The organism is Pseudomonas sp. YNh, from assembly GCF_037993085.1.
Lineage (GTDB): Bacteria > Pseudomonadota > Gammaproteobacteria > Pseudomonadales > Pseudomonadaceae > Aquipseudomonas > Aquipseudomonas putida.
In genome coordinates, this window is sequence record NZ_JBBMRJ010000003.1 from 93,319 (window position 1) to 111,529 (window position 18,211).

Here is an 18,211-nt window from a genome sequence, read left to right on the forward strand (position 1 = left end):
CAAATGGAAATGCTTGGCAGTTGCAGCTGGCGAGGAAGACGAACGAGCGAGAAAAAACCTGAATCTATTTCGCAATTATTTCGCGAGAGCCGTCTTCATGGGCCTTGATGGCCACCGGCAGGATGCTCGGCAAGGCCCGCAACAGTGCGTCGGTGTCGTCGGTGCTGAAGGTGCTCGAAAGGCGCATCTGGGCGACTTTACCGGGGGCGACCCGCAGGGGTTGGCTACGATAGCGCGAGGCTTCGGCCACCACCTCGGCGAGGGTGGCGTTGTCGAACACCAGCTTGCCCTGGCGCCAGGCGGTAACGGCAGCGGTATTGACGGCGTAGGGGGCGGCCACCCCGCCATGTGCATCTATATGCGAACCCTGGCCGGCCGTAAGCTGCGCCAGCGCGTCGCCCTTGCCCTGCACACGCACCGAACCCTGCTCCACCGCCACCCGGGTGCTGGCAGGGTCTTGGCGCACGTCAAAGCGGGTACCGGTTACCGTCACGCTGCCCTGGGCGGTGTCGACCACAAACGGCCGGGCACTGTCGTGGGCGACGTTGAACATCACCTCGCCGGCACTCAGGCGGATATGCCGCTGGCCGGCGCTGAAGTCGACCTGCAGCTGTGTGCTGCCATTGAGATCCAGCAAGGAGCCATCCGGCAGTTCGACCTGGCGGCGTTCATTGAAGGCGGTCTGCAAGCTACCCTGGTGATTCAGTTGCTGGTGGTGCCAGCCGCCCCAACCCAGGCCCAAGGCCAATACCGCGACACTGGCAGCCAGGGCCTGACGCACGAAACGCCGACGCGGCAGTTGCTGCACCGGGTCCGGCTGGCACAACGCTTCAAGGCGCTGGCGTGGAATGAAGTCGGCGGCCTGCCACACGCGGCACAGGTGCTGGTACTCCTCCCGGTGGCGCTCGTCGCTGGCCAACCAGGCGCGCAACTGTTTCTGCAGCCCGGCATCCCGAGGCGCATCCTGCACGCGGGCAAACCATGCGGCCGCCTGCTCGCGGACGGTATCGGTACCGTGCTGTTTCATCGAAAAGGTCTCCTGACTCATCATGCCGACACATCCAGGTGCTCACGCAAATGCCGGAGCGTGCGGATCATATACTTTTCGACCATGTTCTTGCTCAACCCCATCCGCTCGGCGATCTCGGCCTGGGTCAGGCCTTCGAGCTTCTGCCAGATGAACACCTGCCGGCAGTTGAGCGGCAACTCGGCCAGCGCCCGCTCGACGCTGTCGGCCAATTCCAGCGCATGCACGTAGGCCTCCGGGTCATCGCTGCCGCCAGTGCCCTCGTCTAACGCTTCCAGCGCCAGGGCCTGGCGGCGGTCTTCGCGGCGCAAGCCATCCACGGCAATGTTACGTGCGGTCTGGTGCAGGTAGGCGCGGGGCTGCTCGACCTGGTCGCGCGGGTTTTCCAATACCCGGACAAAGGCATCGTGGGTGAGGTCTTCAGCCTGCTGGCGATTGCGCAGTTTGCGCGTCCAGGTGCCGATCAGCTCATGGTAATGGTCGAGGAAGCCTTTGTGTCCGGACACGGTCTGGGTCATCAGGGAGGCGGATAAGGGTGCGAATAGTAATGTTTCTCATCAAAACCAGCAAATCCGCCAGTCGGTAACAAAAAATTTATGGGCCATTTCCTGTACGTGGGTACCAGGAAAATGTGGCCATAAATATGAACACCTCTGGCCCCTTCGCGGGTGAACCCGCCCACCCGAGAATTGCGAAAAGCCTATAGGAGCGGGTTTACCCACAAAGGGGCCAACACGGTCTATTCCACAATATTTAACGCTTGAAACATCGCGGGGAACATCAGCCGGTCACACGAGTCGGTTATTCAAATGGCTGGTCGTCGATCCACGCCGATCACGCCCGGATTGCCTGTTGATTCTGCATTCTTCACGCCCTAAAGTGCGCGCCGAACGTCCATGCTGGAAACGATCCATCCGGCTCAAGTACTGAGTAGGCGAACCAAAGTGGGGATACGGAGGACGTTCAGTTTGCAGCCACTTATTCTTTTTGTTTGCCCATGGAGTCCCTGAGCATGTCGATCCAGGTCGAAGACTATTTCGCGCGTGACACCTTCCAGAAAATGAAGGCGTTCGCCGACAAGCAGGAAACCCCGTTCGTACTCATCGATACCCAGATGATCAGCCAGGCCTATGACGACCTGCGCGCCGGTTTCGAATTCGCCAAGGTCTACTACGCGGTCAAGGCCAACCCTGCCGTCGAAATCATCGACCTGCTGAAAGAGAAAGGTTCGAGCTTCGACATCGCCTCGATCTACGAACTGGACAAGGTGATGGACCGCGGTGTCAGCGCCGACCGCATCAGCTACGGCAACACCATCAAGAAGTCCAAGGACATCCGCTACTTCTACGAGAAGGGCGTGCGCCTGTTCGCCACCGACTCGGAAGCCGACCTGCGCAACATCGCCAAGGCCGCACCGGGTTCGAAAGTGTATGTGCGTATCCTGACTGAGGGCTCCACCACTGCCGACTGGCCGCTGTCGCGTAAATTCGGCTGCCAGACCGACATGGCCATGGACCTGCTGATCCTCGCCCGTGACCTGGGCCTGGTGCCTTACGGCATCTCTTTCCACGTGGGCTCGCAGCAGCGCGACATCAGCGTGTGGGACGCCGCCATCGCCAAGGTCAAGGTGATCTTCGAGCGCCTGAAGGAAGAAGACGGCATCGAGCTGAAGCTGATCAACATGGGTGGCGGCTTCCCGGCCAACTACATCACCCGTACCAACAGCCTGGAAACCTACGCCGAAGAAATCATCCGCTTCCTCAAGGAAGACTTCGGTGACGAGCTGCCGGAAATCATCCTGGAGCCAGGCCGTTCGCTGATTGCCAACGCCGGCATCCTGGTCAGCGAAGTGGTGCTGGTGGCGCGCAAGTCGCGCACTGCCGTCGAGCGCTGGATCTACACCGACGTGGGCAAATTCTCCGGCCTGATCGAAACCATGGACGAAGCCATCAAGTTCCCGATCTGGACCGAGAAGAAAGGCGAAACCGAAGAAGTCGTCATCGCCGGCCCGACCTGCGACAGCGCCGACATCATGTACGAAAACTACAAGTACGGCCTGCCGCTGAACCTGGCCATCGGTGACCGCCTGTACTGGCTGTCGACCGGTGCCTACACCACCAGCTACAGCGCAGTCGAATTCAACGGCTTCCCGCCGCTGAAGGCTTACTACCTGTAACGCAAAACGGGGCCGCAAGGCCCCGTTTTCATGTGTGCCCCGCTGTACCGGCCCCTTCGCGGGCTTGCCCGCTCCCACAGGTGCGGTGCTTCCTTCAGGCCCAGCGCAGTACCTGTGGGAGCCGGCAAGCGCGCGAAGAGGCCAGCACAGGCAACTTCAATCCCCGCGCCGTTCGATCTCTTCGGCATACCGCGCCGCAAAGGCCATCAACACCGGCCCTGCACCCTGCAAGGTTACCAACGCAGCACGCAGGAAATTCATGTTCCCCTCAACCCGCGCCTGCTCCAGCCATTGCCCTGCTTCGGCCAGCTGCCCGCGCTCGACCAGCACCAGCCCCAGGCTGAACATCCCACGGAAATCCCCCGCCTCGGCCGAGCGCCGATACCAGCGCACCGCCCGCGCCGGGCTGGGCGCCGTGGCAATGCCCTGCTCCAGGTAACGCCCATACAGGTTCATCGACTTGGCGTGCCCCAGCTGCGCAGCCTTCTCGTAGCACATCAGTGCCTGTGCCTGGTTGGCCGGCACCCCGCGCCCGGTGGCCAGCAGGTTGCCCAGATTGTAAAGGCCCCAGTCCAGCCCGGCGTCAGCCGCACGCGCATAATGAATGGCTGCCTGCTCCAGGCTCGGCTCCCCCCCCCAACCATGCTCCAGGCAACGCCCGAGCATGTTATGCGCCATGGCACTGCCGCCCTGTGCGGCGATGCCGAACCAACGCCGGGCCACGGTGGCATCTTCTTCGATACCGCGCCCATCCAGCAGGATCTGCCCCAGCAGCAACTGCGCCTCGACCGCGCCCTGCCCAGCCGCTGCCAGGATTGCCTGGGCAGCTTTGCCGGGGCTCTCCTCCAGCATGGACTGCAAGCCAGCCACATCCACCACTTCCTCACGTCGCAACTGATAGGACACGGTTCAGACCTCGGCCCAGCGGCGTAGCAGGTTGTGGTAGGTGCCGGTCAGCTGCAGCAACGAGGGGTGCTCGGGTACATCGGCAGTCAGTTGCTGGATGGCATCGTCCATCTCGAACAGCAGCGCCCGCTGGCTGTCCTCGCGCACCAGGCTCTGGGTCCAGAAGAACGCGGCGTAACGCTGGCCTCGGGTCACCGGGTTGACCTTGTGCAGGCTGGTACCGGGGTACAGCACCAGGTCCCCGGCCGCCAGCTTCACCTGCCGCTCACCATAGGTGTCCTGAATCACCAGTTCACCGCCGTCGTAGCTGTCCGGGTCGCTGAGGAACAACGTCGATGACAGGTCGGTACGCACCCGCTCCGGACTGCCCTTGGGCTGACGCAAGGCGTTATCGATGTGAAAGCCGAAATTGCCACCCTCGCGGTAGCAGTTGATCAACGGCGGGAACACCTTGTGCGGCAGGGCCGCAGACATGAAGCGCGGGGTTTTCCACAGGCGGTCGATCAGCGCAGTGCCGATCTCCTTGGCCAACGGGTGCCCTTCCGGCAACTGCAGGTTGTGTTTGGCCTTGGCCGACTGATATCCGGCAGTCACCTTGCCATCAGCCCAGTCGGCCTGCTCCAGCGCCTCGCGGATACGGGCCAGCTCGTCAGCGTCAAACAGGCCTGGGATGTGAAGCAGCATGGCGGCAGCACCGTTAGGAAATGTAAAGGCGCCAATGATATTGATTCCCTTTTGCGCTGCACAAGCCTTTTCGCCGCTTAAGACGTTTCAGCTTGATGAAACCGTAAAGGCCAAATGTAAAGATTGTAAATTCTTCACGAATGGTAACGACTCTCAATTGTTAGTCACAATTGCTTACATTAAGATCCGCCGCCTCAACACCTTGGGGAAGGTCCTTAGCAATGCGCCAGTACGTACCATCTGCAGTGAGTTCGCCACGCCTGATCGTATCCGCCATCGGCGTCGCGCTTAGCGCCACATCGGTGTATGCCGCCGACCCGGCCGCCAATAGCGCGATCACCCTCGACGCTACCAGCGTCAACGGCAAGGCTGAACAGGCCAGCACCGATTACAAAGTCGAGAAGGCCGCCTCGCAGAAGTACACCGCGCCGCTGGTAGACACCCCGCGCTCGGTCACCGTCATCCCGCAGCAGGTGATCAAGGACACCAACGCCCTGACCCTGCAGGACGCCCTGCGCACCGTGCCAGGAATCACCTTCGGCGCCGGCGAAGGGGGCAACCCGCAAGGCGACCGCCCGTTCATCCGCGGCTTCGACGCCCAAGGCGATACTTACCTGGACGGCGTGCGTGACACTGGCGCGCAAACCCGCGAAATCTTCGCCATCGAGTCGGTAGAAGTGGCCAAGGGCCCGAACTCGGCCATCGGTGGCCGTGGTGCTGCCGGCGGTACCATCAACCTGGTGAGCAAGCGTGCGCACCTGGGCAACTCGCTGGACGGCGCCTGGACCTGGGGCAGTGACCAGACCCAGCGCTACACCTTCGATGGCAACTACCAGTTCAGCGACACCGTTGCCGGCCGTCTGAACCTGATGACCCACGAAAGCAACGTTGCCGGCCGCGACAAGGTCAACTACGACCGTTGGGGGATCGCGCCGTCGCTGGCCTTCGGCCTGGGCACACCGACCCGCGTCAACCTCGACTACTACCACCTGGAAAGTGACGACCTGCCGGATTCGGGCATCCCGTACACCATCCCGACCAACGGCAGCGGCGGGCGCACCTCGGCACACCCGAGCAAGCCGAATGACGGCGGCGACAGCGACAACTTCTATGGCCTGACCGGCCGTGACTTCCGCAAGAGCCGTGTAGACATCGCCACCTTCGCGATCGAGCACGACCTGACCGACTCGTTGACCATCAAGAACACCCTGCGTCACGGCAACAGCATGCAGGACTACATCCTGACCCAGCCTGACGACAGCAAGGGCAACGTCAACAACGGCAGCGTCTGGCGCCGTGCAAACACCCGTGTCGGCAACACCGCCACCACCACCAACCAGACCGACCTGTTCGGCGAGTTCTACGTCGGTGGTATGAAAAACAGCTTCTCCACCGGTATCGAGCTCAGCCGCGAAGAGAGCGACCGTTCGTCCTACACCGTCGACACCGACACCGTGCCTGGCGGCGCCGCCAACAGCAACTGCACCCCCGGTATGATCGGCGCCACCAGTGGCTACAACTGCACCTCACTGAGCAACCCGAACCCGGATGACCCGTGGAACGGTACCATCTCGCGCAACTACGCCGGCACCACCACCAACAGCAAGACCCGGGCGATCTACGTGTTCGACACTCTGGAGCTTACCCCCGAGTGGCTGGTCAACATGGGCCTGCGCTACGACCACTTCGACACCGACTACAAGACCTACAACGCCGCTGGCACCACCACCGCCAAAGGCAAGGATGTCAGCGAGTTCGTGACCGGCCAGCTGGGCCTGGTGTGGAAACCGGCCGAAAACGGCAGTATCTACGTTTCCTACGCCACTTCTGCAACGCCACCAGGCTCGATGCTCGGCGAAGGTACAGAAGGCAACCCGCTGGGTGGCACCCCGGACCGTAACGGCAACCTGTTGGCCAGTGACATGGAGCCAGAGGAAACCACCAACTACGAGATCGGCACCAAGTGGGACCTGCTCGACCAGCGCCTGTCGCTGACCGCTGCGCTGTTCCGCACAGAGAAGGAAAACGCCCGCGTCCAGGTGGACACCACCACCTACGAAAACGTCGGCGAAACCCGCGTACAAGGCATCGAACTGTCGGCCAGCGGCAAGATCACCGACAAGTGGCAGGTGTTTGCCGGCTACACCTACATGCAGGCTCGCCAGATCGACGGCGGCCCGCTGGGCAAGGCCAACGATGGCAACCAGTTGCCAAACACCCCAAACAACAGCGCCAGCCTGTGGACGACCTACTCGATCACGCCAAAGCTGACCGTCGGTGGCGGTGCGTTCTACGTGGATGACGTGTACGGCAGCGTGGCCAACACCACCATGGTCGACAGCTACGTGCGCTACGACGCCATGGCCGCCTACAAGCTGACCAAGAACGTCGACCTGCAGCTGAACGTGCAGAACCTGACCAACGAGGTGTACTACGACAAGGCCTTCTCCACCCACTTCGCCAACCAGGCGGCCGGGCGGACTGCACTGTTGACCACCAGCGTCCACTTCTGATGTCGGGATTGGGTTGATCCGCTAGAAGGGCTGCTCCTGTGGCGGCCTCTTCGCGGGCTTGCCCGCTCCCACAAGTCCACCACAACCTTCAAACCCTGTGGTGTACCTGTGGGAGCGGGCAAGCCCGCGAAGAGGCCGGTACAAGCTTCCACCAAAAGAAGCCCACCCCCGCCCCGTTCATTGAGCGGGGCTTTTGCGTATCAAGGCATAATGCACGCCGCGCAGTCTGCGGCAGCAACACAAGGTGATCGATGTGGTGAAGAAGACGCTGTTCCAATTGCACTGGTTCTTTGGCATCACCGCTGGCCTGGTGCTGGCCTTGATGGGCATCACCGGGGCCCTGTACTCGTTCCAGGAAGAACTGCTGCGCGCGTTCAATGCCGATGTGCTCAAGGTAGAAGTGCGCGCCGAAGGCGTACTGCCGCCGGCCGAGCTGGTGCAACGGGTCGAGGCCCAGCAACACGACAAGGTATCGATGCTGTGGGTAGACGTACGTGAAGGCAACGCCGCACGCATCTTCTTCATGCCGGCACCGGGCGAGCGCCGTGGCGAGCTGCGCTATGCGGACCCCTATACGGGCGAACTCAAAGGCGAAGTGGCCGGGCAAGGCTTCTTCAACCTCATGCTCACCCTGCACCGTTTCCTGGCCATGGGCGACACCGGCCGGCAGATCACCGGCGCCTGCACCCTGATGCTGGTGTTCTTCTGCCTGTCCGGCCTGTACCTGCGCTGGCCGCGCAAGGCGCTGGACTGGCGCACCTGGCTTACTTTCGACTGGGCCAAGAAAGGCCGCGCCTTCAACTGGGACCTGCACGCCGTGGCCGGTACCTGGTGCCTGCTGTTCTATCTTCTGTTCGCCCTGACCGGCCTGTTCTGGTCCTATGAGTGGTACCGCGAAGGCCTGAACAAGCTGCTGGCCGACGCGCCGGCAGCCGGCCAGCAACAAAAACGCGGCGAAGGCCGTGGCCGCCACGGGCCGCAGAAAGTCGACAAGAACGCCCCGCCGCTGGTGGTCGACTACGACGCCATCTGGGCCAACCTCAAAGACGCAGCAGGGCCAGGCCTTGCCGCCTACAACCTGCGCCTGCCACCGGTTGGCGGCCAGCCGGCCAACCTGTTCTACCTGCTGGACAACGCCGATCACCCGCGCGCCTTCAACACCCTGGAACTGGACCCGGCCACCGGCCAGGTGAAAAGACACGACCGCTACTCCGAAAAATCCTTCAAGGCCCAGCTGCTGCAGAGCGTCTACGCCCTGCACGTGGGCGAATACTTCGGCCTGCCGGGGCGCATCATCATCACCATCGCCAGCTTGACCATGCCACTGTTTTTCGTCACGGGCTGGCTGCTGTACCTCGACCGCCGCCGCAAGAAGCGCCAGGTCCGCGCAGCCCGGGGCAACGTCGCCACCGGCAACGGCAGCGGCGACAGCTGGCTGATCGGCTTTGCCAGCCAAAGCGGCTTTGCCGAACAACTGGCCTGGCAAAGTGCCGGCCAGTTGCAGGCAGCCGGCCTGCCGGTGCAGGTACGCGCACTGGCCGAACTGCGTGAAGACGACCTGCGCCAGGCCCGCCGCGCGTTGTTCGTGGTCAGTACTTTCGGCGACGGCGAAGCACCCGACAGCGCCCGCGGTTTCGAGCGCAAGGTGCTCGGCCAGCCTTGGCCCCTGAACAACCTCAACTATGCCCTGCTCGCCCTCGGCGACCGCCAGTACCCGCACTTCTGTGGCTTCGCCCGTCGCCTGCAGGCGTGGCTGGGAGAACGCGGTGCCAGCAGCGCGTTCAGCCCGGTGGAAGTGGACAACGCCGACCAGGCCGCCCTGCAGCAGTGGCAGCAGGAGCTGGCGCAACTGACCGGCGCCCAGCCAGTGGCCGCCTGGCAGCCGCCAAGCTTTGGCAACTGGTCACTGGTGCGTCGCGAACTGCTCAACCCGGGCAGCCAGGGCCAGCCGGTGTACTTGCTTGGCCTGCTGGCTGAAGAGCCTGCCAGTTGGGAAGCCGGCGACCTGGTGGAGATACTGCCGCTCAATGGGCAGCCACGGATCGACGCGTTCCTCAAGGGCATGGCGCTGGACGCCAGCGCCCGGGTACAGGTGAATGGCCTGGGGGAAACACTTGCCCAAGCCCTCGCTGGCCGCCAGTTGCCGGCGCGCCGTGATCACCTGATCGGCTTGCAGCCGCAAGCGCTGGTAGACGCCCTGGTGCCGATCGGCAGCCGCGAATACTCCATCGCCTCCATCGCCAGTGATGGCGCGCTGGAGCTGATCGTGCGCCAGGAGCGCCATAGCGATGGGAACCTGGGCCTGGGCTCCGGCTGGCTCACCGAATACCTGCCACTGAACGGCACGCTGAGCTTGCGCCTGCGGCGCAACAGCGGCTTCCACCTGCCGGAGACCGCAGCCCCGATGATCCTGATCGGTAACGGCACCGGCCTGGCCGGCCTGCGCAGCCTGATCCGCGCACGGGTGAATGCTGGCGAACAGCGCAACTGGCTGCTGTTTGGCGAGCGTAACCGGGCGCATGACCTGCTGTGTGGTGACGAGCTTCAAGGCTGGCTGCAGAGCGGCGACCTGGCACGCCTGGACCTGGCGTTCTCGCGGGATCAGGCCGAGAAAGCGTATGTGCAGGATGTGTTGCTGCAGCAAGCCGAGGAATTCAAGCGCTGGGTGGCGGATGGCGCCTGTGTGTATGTCTGCGGCAGCCTGCAAGGGATGGCTGCGGGGGTGGATGCGGCGCTCAACGGCATGCTTGGTGAAGCCGCTGTGCAGCAGTTGATCGAGGATGGGCGGTATCGGCGGGATGTGTACTGATCATCTATTGATGTAGTCGGTGCTGGCCCTATCGCCGGCAAGCCAGCTCCCACAGGTACAGCACCGGGCCCGAGGGCAGTGGGTTACCTGTGGGAGCTGGCTTGCCGGCGATAGGGCCGGTACAGGCTGTCAGTGTAAATCGAAGGTATCGGCATCCAGGTTGGCCGGGAACTTGGCCCGGTACGCCGCCAGTTCCGCAGCGCTCAACACGGCGGTAAACACCCCGTCTGCCTCGCCTGCACCGAGCAGGCTCTCGCCCTGGAAGTCCAGCACCTGGCTGTCGCCCGAATAGGCAAAGCCCTTGCCGTCCGTGCCCACCCGGTTCACCGCTGCCACATAGCACAGGTTCTCGATGCCCCGCGCCGGTAGCAGACGGTTCCAGTGCTGGCGGCGTGCAGCCGGCCAGTTGGCGGTGTAAAGCAGCAGGTCGGTGTCCTGGGCGTCACGGCTCCACACCGGGAACCGCAGGTCGTAGCAAATCAGCGGGCGAATTCGCCAACCCTTGAGCTCGAACTGCACCTGGCGTTCACCGGGGGTGTAGTGCTTGTGCTCACCGGCCATGCGGAACAGGTGGCGCTTGTCGTAGTGCAATATCTCGCCGTCCGGCCGCGCCCATAGCAGGCGGTTGCGGTGGCTGCCATCGGCGGCCTGGATGATCACGCTGCCGGTGATCACCGCGTTGTACTTCTTCGCCTGGGCCTTCAGCCATTTGTAGGTCGGGCCATTCTCCGGTTCGGCCAGGCTTTCGGAATCCATCGAAAAACCGGTGGTGAACATCTCTGGCAGGATTACCAGGTCCACCTCCCCTACCTGCTCCAGCAACACCTCGAAGTGTGCATAGTTGGCCTCGCGGTCGTGCCAGGCCAGGGTGGTTTGCACCAGGGCGACTTTCAGGTTGGGCAGTGTGCTCAGATCGCGCATAGTCGTTCCGCTGCCTGACGCAGCGTCTCCTCACGTTTGGCAAAGCACAGGCGTACCAGGCGTTGCTCGGGGATGGGTTGCTGGTAGAACACCGATACCGGGATGGTCGCCACACCGTGCTCACGGGTGAGCCATAGCGACATGTCGACATCGTTCAGGTCCGGGCGGATCTGCGAGTAGTCCACCAACTGGAAATAAGTGCCTGCCGTGCGGGTAAAGTCGAAGCGTGAGCCTTCCAGCAAGCCGCAGAACAGGTCGCGCTTGGCCTGGTAGAAGGCCGGCAGCTCATCGATATGCTCAGGGTGCTCGGCCATGAAATCAGCCAGGGCGCACTGCAATGGCGTCACGCCACAGAAGTTGACGTACTGGTGCACCTTGCGCAGCTCTGCACTCAGCGCCGGGGGCGCGATCACGTAGCCGGTCTTCCAGCCGGTAACGTGGTAGGTCTTGCCGAACGAACTGACCACAAAGGCACGTTGATACAACTGCTCGTGGGCCAACACGCTGGCGTGGCGAACGCCGTCGTAAACCAGATGCTCGTAGACCTCATCGCTGACCAGGTAGATATCGCGGTCGGCAATCAGCGTTGCCAACTGCTCAAGGTCTTCGCGAGTGATCAGTGCGCCACTGGGGTTATGCGGCGAATTGAGGATGACCATGCGGGTGCGCGGGCTCAGGGCATCACTGAACTTCTGCCAGTCGATACGGAAGTCGCCGTCGCTCAGTTGCACATGCACACAGCGGCCACCGGCCAGTTCCACGGACGGCTCGTAGCTGTCGTAGCACGGGTCGAAGACAATCACTTCGTCACCGGCATGGACCACCGCCTGGATGGCACAGAAGATCGCCTCGGTGGCACCGGGGGTGATGGTCACTTCCTGGTCGGCATCCACCTGTGCGCCATACAGCCGCGCCACCTTCGCCGCCACTTGCTGGCGCAAGGCCGGCAGGCCGGTCATTGGCGAATACTGGTTGTGCCCGGCAGCCACATGCCGGCCCACTGCATCGAGCAGGGCCTGCGGGCCGTTGAAATCAGGGAAACCCTGGGACAGGTTGAGCGCGCCGGTCTGCACGGCGAGCTGGGACATGGTGGTGAAGATGGTCGTGCCGACATTCGGCAGTTTGCTGCGGATCATGGAGCCCTCTTTCCTGGGGTGTATCCGGCACGGGGTGGAGTCCGAGCATAGCGGATCGAGCAGTCAGGAAAAAGGTTGAAACAATAGGGGGATTGCTCTGGATCAAAGGGCCTCTTCGGGGTGAACCCGCTCCCACAGGTGCTGCACAATATTCAAAATCTGTGGAGGACCTGTGGGAGCGGGCAGCCCGCGAAGAAGCTGACGCGGAATCAGCGCTTGTCGCGGCGCTTCTTCTCGGCCTTCTTGTGGTGCGACATCAAGCGGCGCTTCTTGTTGACCTGGCGGTCGGTAAGGGTGTTTTTCTTGCCCTCGAACGGGTTCTCACCGCCCTTGTACTCGATGCGGATCGGCGTACCGACCAGCTTCAGCACCCGGCGGTAGGTGTTTTCCAGGTAACGCGAGTACGACTTGGGAATGCTCTCGGTCTGGTTGCCGTGGATCACGATCAGCGGCGGGTTGGCACCACCAAGGTGGGCATAGCGCAGCTTGATGCGACGGCCGTTGACCAGCGGTGGCTGGTGCTCGCTGACAGCATCTTCGAGGATCTGCGTCAGGCGGCTGGTTGGCCAGCGGGTCACAGCCGAGGTGAATGCGGCCTGCACCGACTTGTACAGGTTGCCCACGCCGGTGCCGTGCAAGGCGGAGATGAAGTGGATGTCGGCGAAGTCGACGAAGAACAGCCGGCGCTCCAGCTCGGTCTTCACGTAGGCGCGCTCACCCGGCTCCATGCCATCCCACTTGTTCAGCGCGATGACGATGGCGCGGCCGGCTTCGAGGGCGAAGCCCAGCAGGTTCAGGTCGTGGTCGACCACCCCTTCACGGGCGTCCATGACGAAGATGACGACGTTGGCGTCCTTGATCGCCTGCAGCGTCTTGACCACCGAGAACTTCTCGACTTCCTCGTGGATCTTGCCGCGCTTGCGCACCCCGGCGGTGTCGATGAAGGTGTACTTGTCACCATCACGCTCGAACGGGATGTAGATACTGTCTCGGGTAGTACCCGGCTCGTCGTAGACCACCACACGCTCTTCGCCGAGCATGCGGTTGACCAGGGTCGACTTGCCGACGTTCGGGCGGCCGATGATGGCGATCTTGATGCCATCCTTCTCGCTTGGGCCAGGAATGCGCACGGCCTCCTCGCCTTCGGCGACGTTCTGGTCGAGGGCTTCTTCCTCGGCATCACGTGGCAGGTGGCCGAGCACGGCTTCCATCAGGGCGCTGATACCACGGCCCTGGGAGCCCGCCACCGGAATGGCGTTGCCCATGCCCATCGGCGAGAACTCGGCGCGGGCAACATCGGGGTCGATGTTGTCGATCTTGTTGGCGACCAGAATCGCCGACTTGTTGCGCTTGCGCAGGTGCTCGGCAATCATCTGGTCAGCGGCGGTCATGCCGGCGCGGGCATCGACCAGGAACAGCACATAGTCGGCTTCTTCGATGGCCATGAGCGACTGCTCGGCCATTTTTTCGTCCATGCCCACTTCGTCACCGGTAATACCGCCGGTGTCGATCAGGATGAAGGAACGACCCTGCCAGCTGGCATCACCATACTGGCGGTCACGGGTCAGGCCCGACAGGTCACCCACGATGGCATCGCGGGTTTTGGTCAGGCGGTTGAACATGGTGGATTTGCCGACGTTCGGGCGGCCCACCAGGGCAATTACGGGAACCATCGGCTCTCCACTCTCGAATTCTTGAAAATGCAAAGGCCGCTGCAAGGCAGCGGCCGGAGTTTGGGCGGCGTGTCCTACGCCGCGGCTTGAAGCCCGCCAAGGCTTCAAGCATAGCTTCAGCGGATGGTCAGTGCCTCGAGCTTGCCGCTGTTGCCAAAGACATAGATGGTGTCGCCGACCACAAGTGGGCGGGCGCGCAGGCCATCGCTATCGATACGTTCACGGCCGACGAAGCGGCCATCCACCTGGCTCAGCAGGTGCAGGTAACCCTCAAAGTCACCCACAGCCACGTAGCTGCTGAACACTTCAGGGGCGGTCAGCTGGCGGCGAGCCATGCTGTCGTTGCTCCACAGGGCGCTGGAAGAGCGCTCATCCACGCCTTCCACGGTACCCGAAGCTTCGCTGACGTAGACGTTACCGAAGCCCTGGGCGACGCCCACATAGCTGGAAGCATCGCGCTGCCACAGCTCGCGGCCGCTTTCCAGGTCCAGGCCCGCTACACGGCCCTGGTAGGTGCTGACGTACAGGGTACCACCAGACAGCAGCAAGCCGCCGTCGATATCAACCACACGGTCCAGCTCGGAACGGCCCTTCGGGATGGCCACGCGGCTTTCCCACACCGGCACACCGTTGTTGATGTCCACCGCGACCACCTTGCCGGTGGACAGGCCGGCGACGGCCAGGCGATTGGTGGCGATCGGAGCACCGGTACCACGCAGGGTCAGTACGGCCGGGGAGTTCTCGTAGATCCAGCGGCGGTCGCCAGTGGCGGCATCCAGGCCGATCAGGCGATCGTCCTGGGTCTGCACCACGACTACATCACCGTTGTTGGCGGGCGGGGCCAGCACTTCGCTGGTCACGCGCGAGCGCCAACGCTCTTCACCGGTGCTGGAGTCCAGGGCAATGACTTCGCCCTTGAGGGTGCCGAGCATGACCAGGCCGTAGCCCACGCCGACAGCGCCGGAAACCTGCAGCTCCAGGTCCTTCTTCCACACCACGTCACCGGTGATGCGGTCGAGGGCGAAGACTTCGCCATTGACGTCGGAGGCGTAGATACGGTCGTTTTCGATGGCCGGTACCAGGGTGTTGTAGGTCTCACCCTGGCCGTCACCGATCGAACGGCTCCACTGCTTCTTCAGCACCACTTCCTCGGTGAACTTGGTCAGCTCGGCCGGGGGCAGTTCCTTCTTGCTGTTGCTGCTGCAACCGGCGGCCAGTACGGCCAGGGTCAGCACTGCTGCATGTTTCCAACCGATCACTTACGCGTCCCCTTTAGCCAGGTCATCCAGCTTCAATTGCAGGCCACCGACCGCCGCCTCATCGGACAACGCAGCCTTGGCTTTTTCGTAAGCGCTGTGCGCGTCGTCGGCGCGACCCAGCTGTACCAGCAGGTCACCCTTCAACTCTTCACGGCTGGCCAGGAAGGCCTTGTCGGCGTCGCCGTCGAGCAGCTTGAGGGCATCCTCGGCCTTGTTCTGGGCGGCCAGCACGCGGGCCAGACGCTGGCGCGAAATCTCGCCCAGGGTCACGTCGGCCGGCTTGTCCAGCACGCCTTTGAGCTCGGCAGCGGCGTCGTCGAGCTTGCCGCTCTCGACCGCGACCTTGGCCACGAACAGGCTGCCGTACTGGGCATAGGCGGTACCGCCAAACTCGCTCTTGAGCTTGCCGGCCAGTTCCGCAACTTTGGTGGCGTCTGGCTGGCCAGTCGGCGTCAGGCTGGTTTCAAGCAACGCCTGATACAGCTGCGAGGCACCTTGCGACTGGTTGTTCTGGTACTTGTGCCAGGTATTCCAGCCCAACACCACCACGCCTGCCAGCAATGCGCCAGTCAGCAGCGGCTTGCCGTTGCGGTTCCACCAGTCCTTGACCCCTGCCAGGTCATCATCATCGGTACTCGACACCCCAATACTCCTTTTCGCCTATTCGCTTGTTGAACCGCGTTACGCTTGCGCGATCGCGGTTTCCAGGTGCTCTGCCAGAGCATCCCAGGCAATGTTCTGTTGTTCGCCCTGGCCACGCAGGGGCTTGAAGCCGATTTCTTGCCTGGCCAGTTCCTCGTCACCGAGGATCAGGGCGAACAGCGCCCCGCTCTTGTCGGCTTTCTTGAACTGGCTCTTGAAGCTGCCACCGCCCGCGTTCACCGCCAGGCGCAGGCCCGGCAAGCGGTCGCGCAGGGTTTCGGACAGGCGCAGGCCAGCCAGCTCGGCCTGCTCGCCAAAGGCGCACAGGTAGACGTCGATCTGGCGGTTGATGGACTCCGGCACCTTGCCCAGGGTTTCCAGCAGCAGGATCAGGCGCTCGATACCCATGGCGAAACCGACGCCCGTGGTCGGCTTGCCGCCCATCTGCTCGACCAGGCCGTCGTAGCGGCCACCGGCGCACACGGTGCCCTGGGAACCGAGCTTGTCGGTGACCCACTCGAATACGGTCTTGCTGTAGTAGTCCAGGCCACGCACCAGCTTGGTATTGATCACGAACGGAATGCCGGCGGCGTCCAGGCGGGCCTTGAGGCCCTCGAAGTGCACGCGCGAGGCTTCGTCCAGGTAATCTTCCAGCTTGGGCGCCCCCACCAGCACCGCCTGGGTGTTCTGGTCCTTGCTGTCGAGGATGCGCAGCGGGTTGCTCTTCAGGCGGCGCTGGCTGTCTTCGTCCAGTTGCTCGAGGCGCGCCGAGAGGAACTCGACCAGCGCATCACGGTAGCGCGCACGGGCTTCGCTGGTACCCAGGCTGTTGAGCTCCAGCTTGACCGCATCCTGGATGCCCAGCAGGCCCCACAGGCGCCAGGTCAGCATGATCAGCTCGGCATCGATGTCCGGGCCATCCAGGTTGAACACTTCCACGCCAATCTGGTGGAACTGGCGGTAGCGGCCCTTCTGCGGGCGCTCGTGGCGGAACATCTGGCCGATGTACCACAGTTTCTGCACCTGGCCGTTGCCGGTGATGCCATGCTCCAGCACGGCACGTACGCACGCGGCGGTGCCTTCGGGGCGCAGGGTCAGCGAATCGCCGTTGCGGTCCTCGAAGGTGTACATCTCTTTTTCGACGATGTCGGTCACTTCACCGATCGAGCGCTTGAACAGCTCGGTGAACTCGACGATCGGCGTACGGATCTGGCTGTACCCGTAGGTATCCAGCAGACCGGCCACGGTGCCTTCGAAGTAGCGCCACAGTGGCGACTGTTCTGGCAGGATGTCGTTCATGCCACGGATGGCTTGCAGCGATTTGCTCACGAAAAGTCCTTACGAATTCTGTGTGTCAGCCACGGGCGATCAGCGCCGCGTCGGCTTCGACCTTTTCGGCCGCTTTCTGACGGATGAGCCTTTCCAGCTCATCGACCAGGTTGTCATTGGTGAGTTTCTGCGCCGGCTTGCCGTCGATGTAGATCAGGTTCGGCGTGCCGCCGGTCAAGCCTACATGGGCTTCCTTGGCTTCACCCGGGCCGTTGACCACACAACCGATCACCGCCACGTCCAGCGGCACCAGCAGGTCTTCCAGGCGCCCTTCCAGCTCGTTCATGGTCTTGACCACATCGAAGTTCTGCCGCGAGCAGCTCGGGCAGGCGATGAAGTTGATGCCACGCGAACGCAGGTGCAGCGACTTGAGGATGTCGTAGCCGACTTTCACTTCTTCGACCGGGTCGGCCGCAAGCGAGATACGGATGGTATCGCCAATGCCCTCGGCCAGCAGCATACCGAGGCCGACGGCGGATTTCACCGTCCCTGAACGCAGGCCACCCGCTTCGGTGATGCCCAGGTGCAGCGGCTGCACGATCTGCTTGGCCAGCAGCCGGTAGGCTTCGACGGCCATGAACACATCGGATGCCTTGACGCTGACCTTGAAGTCCTGGAAGTCCAGGCGGTCGAGGTGCTCAACGTGGCGCAGGGCCGACTCCACCAGCGCCGCCGGGGTCGGTTCGCCGTACTTCTTCTGCAGGTCCTTTTCCAGGGACCCGGCGTTGACGCCGATGCGGATCGGGATGCCACGGTCGCGGGCAGCATCAACCACGGCGCGAACACGGTCTTCGCGGCCGATGTTACCCGGGTTGATACGCAGGCAATCGACGCCCAGTTCGGCCACGCGCAGGGCGATCTTGTAGTCGAAGTGGATGTCGGCGACCAGCGGCACGCTGACCAGTTGCTTGATCTTGCCAAACGCCTCGGCCGCGTCCATGTCCGGCACCGAAACCCGCACGATGTCCACGCCGGCATCGACCAGGCGCTGGATTTGCGCCACGGTGGCGGCGACATCGTTGGTGTCGGTGTTGGTCATGCTCTGCACCGCGATAGGTGCATCACCACCTACCGGCACATTGCCGACCCAGATTTTGCGGGATTCGCGACGTTTGATCGGAGATTCGCCGTGCATG

Annotated in this window: 14 protein-coding genes; 3 read left to right on the forward strand and 11 right to left on the reverse strand. The window is 63.0% G+C overall.

Annotation, left to right across the window (positions count from 1 at the left end; translation table 11 throughout):
• Positions 1-64: 64 nt before the first annotated feature.
• Positions 65-1,027 carry a FecR family protein gene (locus WF331_RS04470; protein ID WP_174371239.1) on the reverse strand — a complete coding sequence of 321 codons (963 nt, stop codon included), beginning with the start codon at positions 1,025-1,027 and terminating at the stop codon, positions 65-67.
• Between the two features lie 20 nt (positions 1,028-1,047).
• Positions 1,048-1,545 carry a sigma-70 family RNA polymerase sigma factor gene (locus WF331_RS04475; RefSeq protein ID WP_016501381.1) on the reverse strand — a complete coding sequence of 166 codons (498 nt, stop codon included), beginning with the start codon at positions 1,543-1,545 and terminating at the stop codon, positions 1,048-1,050.
• A 494-nt stretch (positions 1,546-2,039) separates the two neighbouring features.
• Between WF331_RS04475 and WF331_RS04480 the strand changes: the two genes are divergently transcribed.
• Entirely contained in the window at positions 2,040-3,203 is a 1,164-nt protein-coding gene (locus WF331_RS04480; RefSeq protein WP_016501382.1) for a type III PLP-dependent enzyme, read from the forward strand.
• Positions 3,204-3,359: 156 nt separating this feature from the next.
• Here WF331_RS04480 and WF331_RS04485 read toward each other — a convergent pair whose 3' ends face one another.
• Positions 3,360-4,109, reverse strand: coding sequence for a tetratricopeptide repeat protein (locus tag WF331_RS04485; protein ID WP_016501383.1), 750 nt, complete (start codon positions 4,107-4,109; stop codon positions 3,360-3,362).
• A gap of 3 nt (positions 4,110-4,112) precedes the next feature.
• On the reverse strand, positions 4,113-4,793 hold the full coding sequence (locus WF331_RS04490) for a Fe2+-dependent dioxygenase (RefSeq protein WP_016501384.1): 681 nt from the start codon (positions 4,791-4,793) through the stop codon (positions 4,113-4,115).
• A gap of 221 nt (positions 4,794-5,014) precedes the next feature.
• Here WF331_RS04490 and WF331_RS04495 point away from each other — a divergent pair, with 221 nt between their 5' ends.
• Entirely contained in the window at positions 5,015-7,306 is a 2,292-nt protein-coding gene (locus tag WF331_RS04495) for a TonB-dependent receptor (RefSeq protein ID WP_016501385.1), read from the forward strand.
• 253 nt (positions 7,307-7,559) lie between these two features.
• A complete protein-coding gene (locus WF331_RS04500; RefSeq protein ID WP_340622685.1) occupies positions 7,560-10,115 on the forward strand; it encodes a sulfite reductase flavoprotein subunit alpha in 2,556 nt (851 codons plus the stop codon).
• 129 nt (positions 10,116-10,244) lie between these two features.
• On the opposite strand, the gene WF331_RS04505 is transcribed toward WF331_RS04500, so the two are convergent.
• The 7 genes from WF331_RS04505 to ispG all read right to left on the reverse strand — a co-directional run bounded on the left by WF331_RS04505 (position 10,245) and on the right by ispG (position 18,210).
• Positions 10,245-11,036 (reverse strand): amidohydrolase, encoded by a 792-nt coding sequence (locus WF331_RS04505; protein ID WP_016501387.1) that lies wholly within the window; start codon positions 11,034-11,036, stop codon positions 10,245-10,247.
• On the reverse strand, positions 11,024-12,172 hold the full coding sequence (locus tag WF331_RS04510) for a pyridoxal phosphate-dependent aminotransferase (protein WP_016501388.1): 1,149 nt from the start codon (positions 12,170-12,172) through the stop codon (positions 11,024-11,026). The genes WF331_RS04505 and WF331_RS04510 overlap by 13 nt, the downstream gene beginning before the upstream one ends.
• Positions 12,173-12,381: 209 nt before the next feature.
• Positions 12,382-13,845 (reverse strand): ribosome biogenesis GTPase Der, encoded by a 1,464-nt coding sequence (gene der, locus WF331_RS04515; protein WP_016501390.1) that lies wholly within the window; start codon positions 13,843-13,845, stop codon positions 12,382-12,384.
• Between the two features lie 116 nt (positions 13,846-13,961).
• Positions 13,962-15,104, reverse strand: a complete 1,143-nt coding sequence (gene bamB, locus WF331_RS04520) for an outer membrane protein assembly factor BamB (RefSeq protein ID WP_003248513.1) — start codon at positions 15,102-15,104, stop codon at positions 13,962-13,964.
• Positions 15,105-15,746 (reverse strand): tetratricopeptide repeat protein, encoded by a 642-nt coding sequence (locus WF331_RS04525; RefSeq protein ID WP_016501391.1) that lies wholly within the window; start codon positions 15,744-15,746, stop codon positions 15,105-15,107.
• Between the two features lie 39 nt (positions 15,747-15,785).
• Positions 15,786-17,075, reverse strand: coding sequence for a histidine--tRNA ligase (hisS, locus tag WF331_RS04530; RefSeq protein ID WP_049274109.1), 1,290 nt, complete (start codon positions 17,073-17,075; stop codon positions 15,786-15,788).
• Positions 17,076-17,100: 25 nt separating this feature from the next.
• Positions 17,101-18,210: a flavodoxin-dependent (E)-4-hydroxy-3-methylbut-2-enyl-diphosphate synthase gene (gene ispG / locus WF331_RS04535; RefSeq protein ID WP_016501393.1), complete on the reverse strand. Its 1,110-nt coding sequence runs from the start codon at positions 18,208-18,210 to the stop codon at positions 17,101-17,103.
• Position 18,211: the final 1 nt, after the last annotated feature.

Excerpts from the sequence above, each read along its gene's own strand:
- WF331_RS04470 (WP_174371239.1), bottom strand. The coding sequence starts at position 1,027 with ATGAAACAGCACGGTACCGATACCGTCCGCGAGCAGGCGGCCGCATGG.
- WF331_RS04475 (WP_016501381.1), bottom strand. The coding sequence starts at position 1,545 with ATGACCCAGACCGTGTCCGGACACAAAGGCTTCCTCGACCATTACCAT.
- WF331_RS04480 (WP_016501382.1), top strand. The coding sequence starts at position 2,040 with ATGTCGATCCAGGTCGAAGACTATTTCGCGCGTGACACCTTCCAGAAA.
- WF331_RS04490 (WP_016501384.1), bottom strand. The coding sequence starts at position 4,793 with ATGCTGCTTCACATCCCAGGCCTGTTTGACGCTGACGAGCTGGCCCGT.
- WF331_RS04495 (WP_016501385.1), top strand. The coding sequence starts at position 5,015 with ATGCGCCAGTACGTACCATCTGCAGTGAGTTCGCCACGCCTGATCGTA.
- WF331_RS04505 (WP_016501387.1), bottom strand. The coding sequence starts at position 11,036 with ATGCGCGATCTGAGCACACTGCCCAACCTGAAAGTCGCCCTGGTGCAA.
- WF331_RS04510 (WP_016501388.1), bottom strand. The coding sequence starts at position 12,172 with ATGATCCGCAGCAAACTGCCGAATGTCGGCACGACCATCTTCACCACC.
- der (WP_016501390.1), bottom strand. The coding sequence starts at position 13,845 with ATGGTTCCCGTAATTGCCCTGGTGGGCCGCCCGAACGTCGGCAAATCC.
- ispG (WP_016501393.1), bottom strand. The coding sequence starts at position 18,210 with ATGCACGGCGAATCTCCGATCAAACGTCGCGAATCCCGCAAAATCTGG.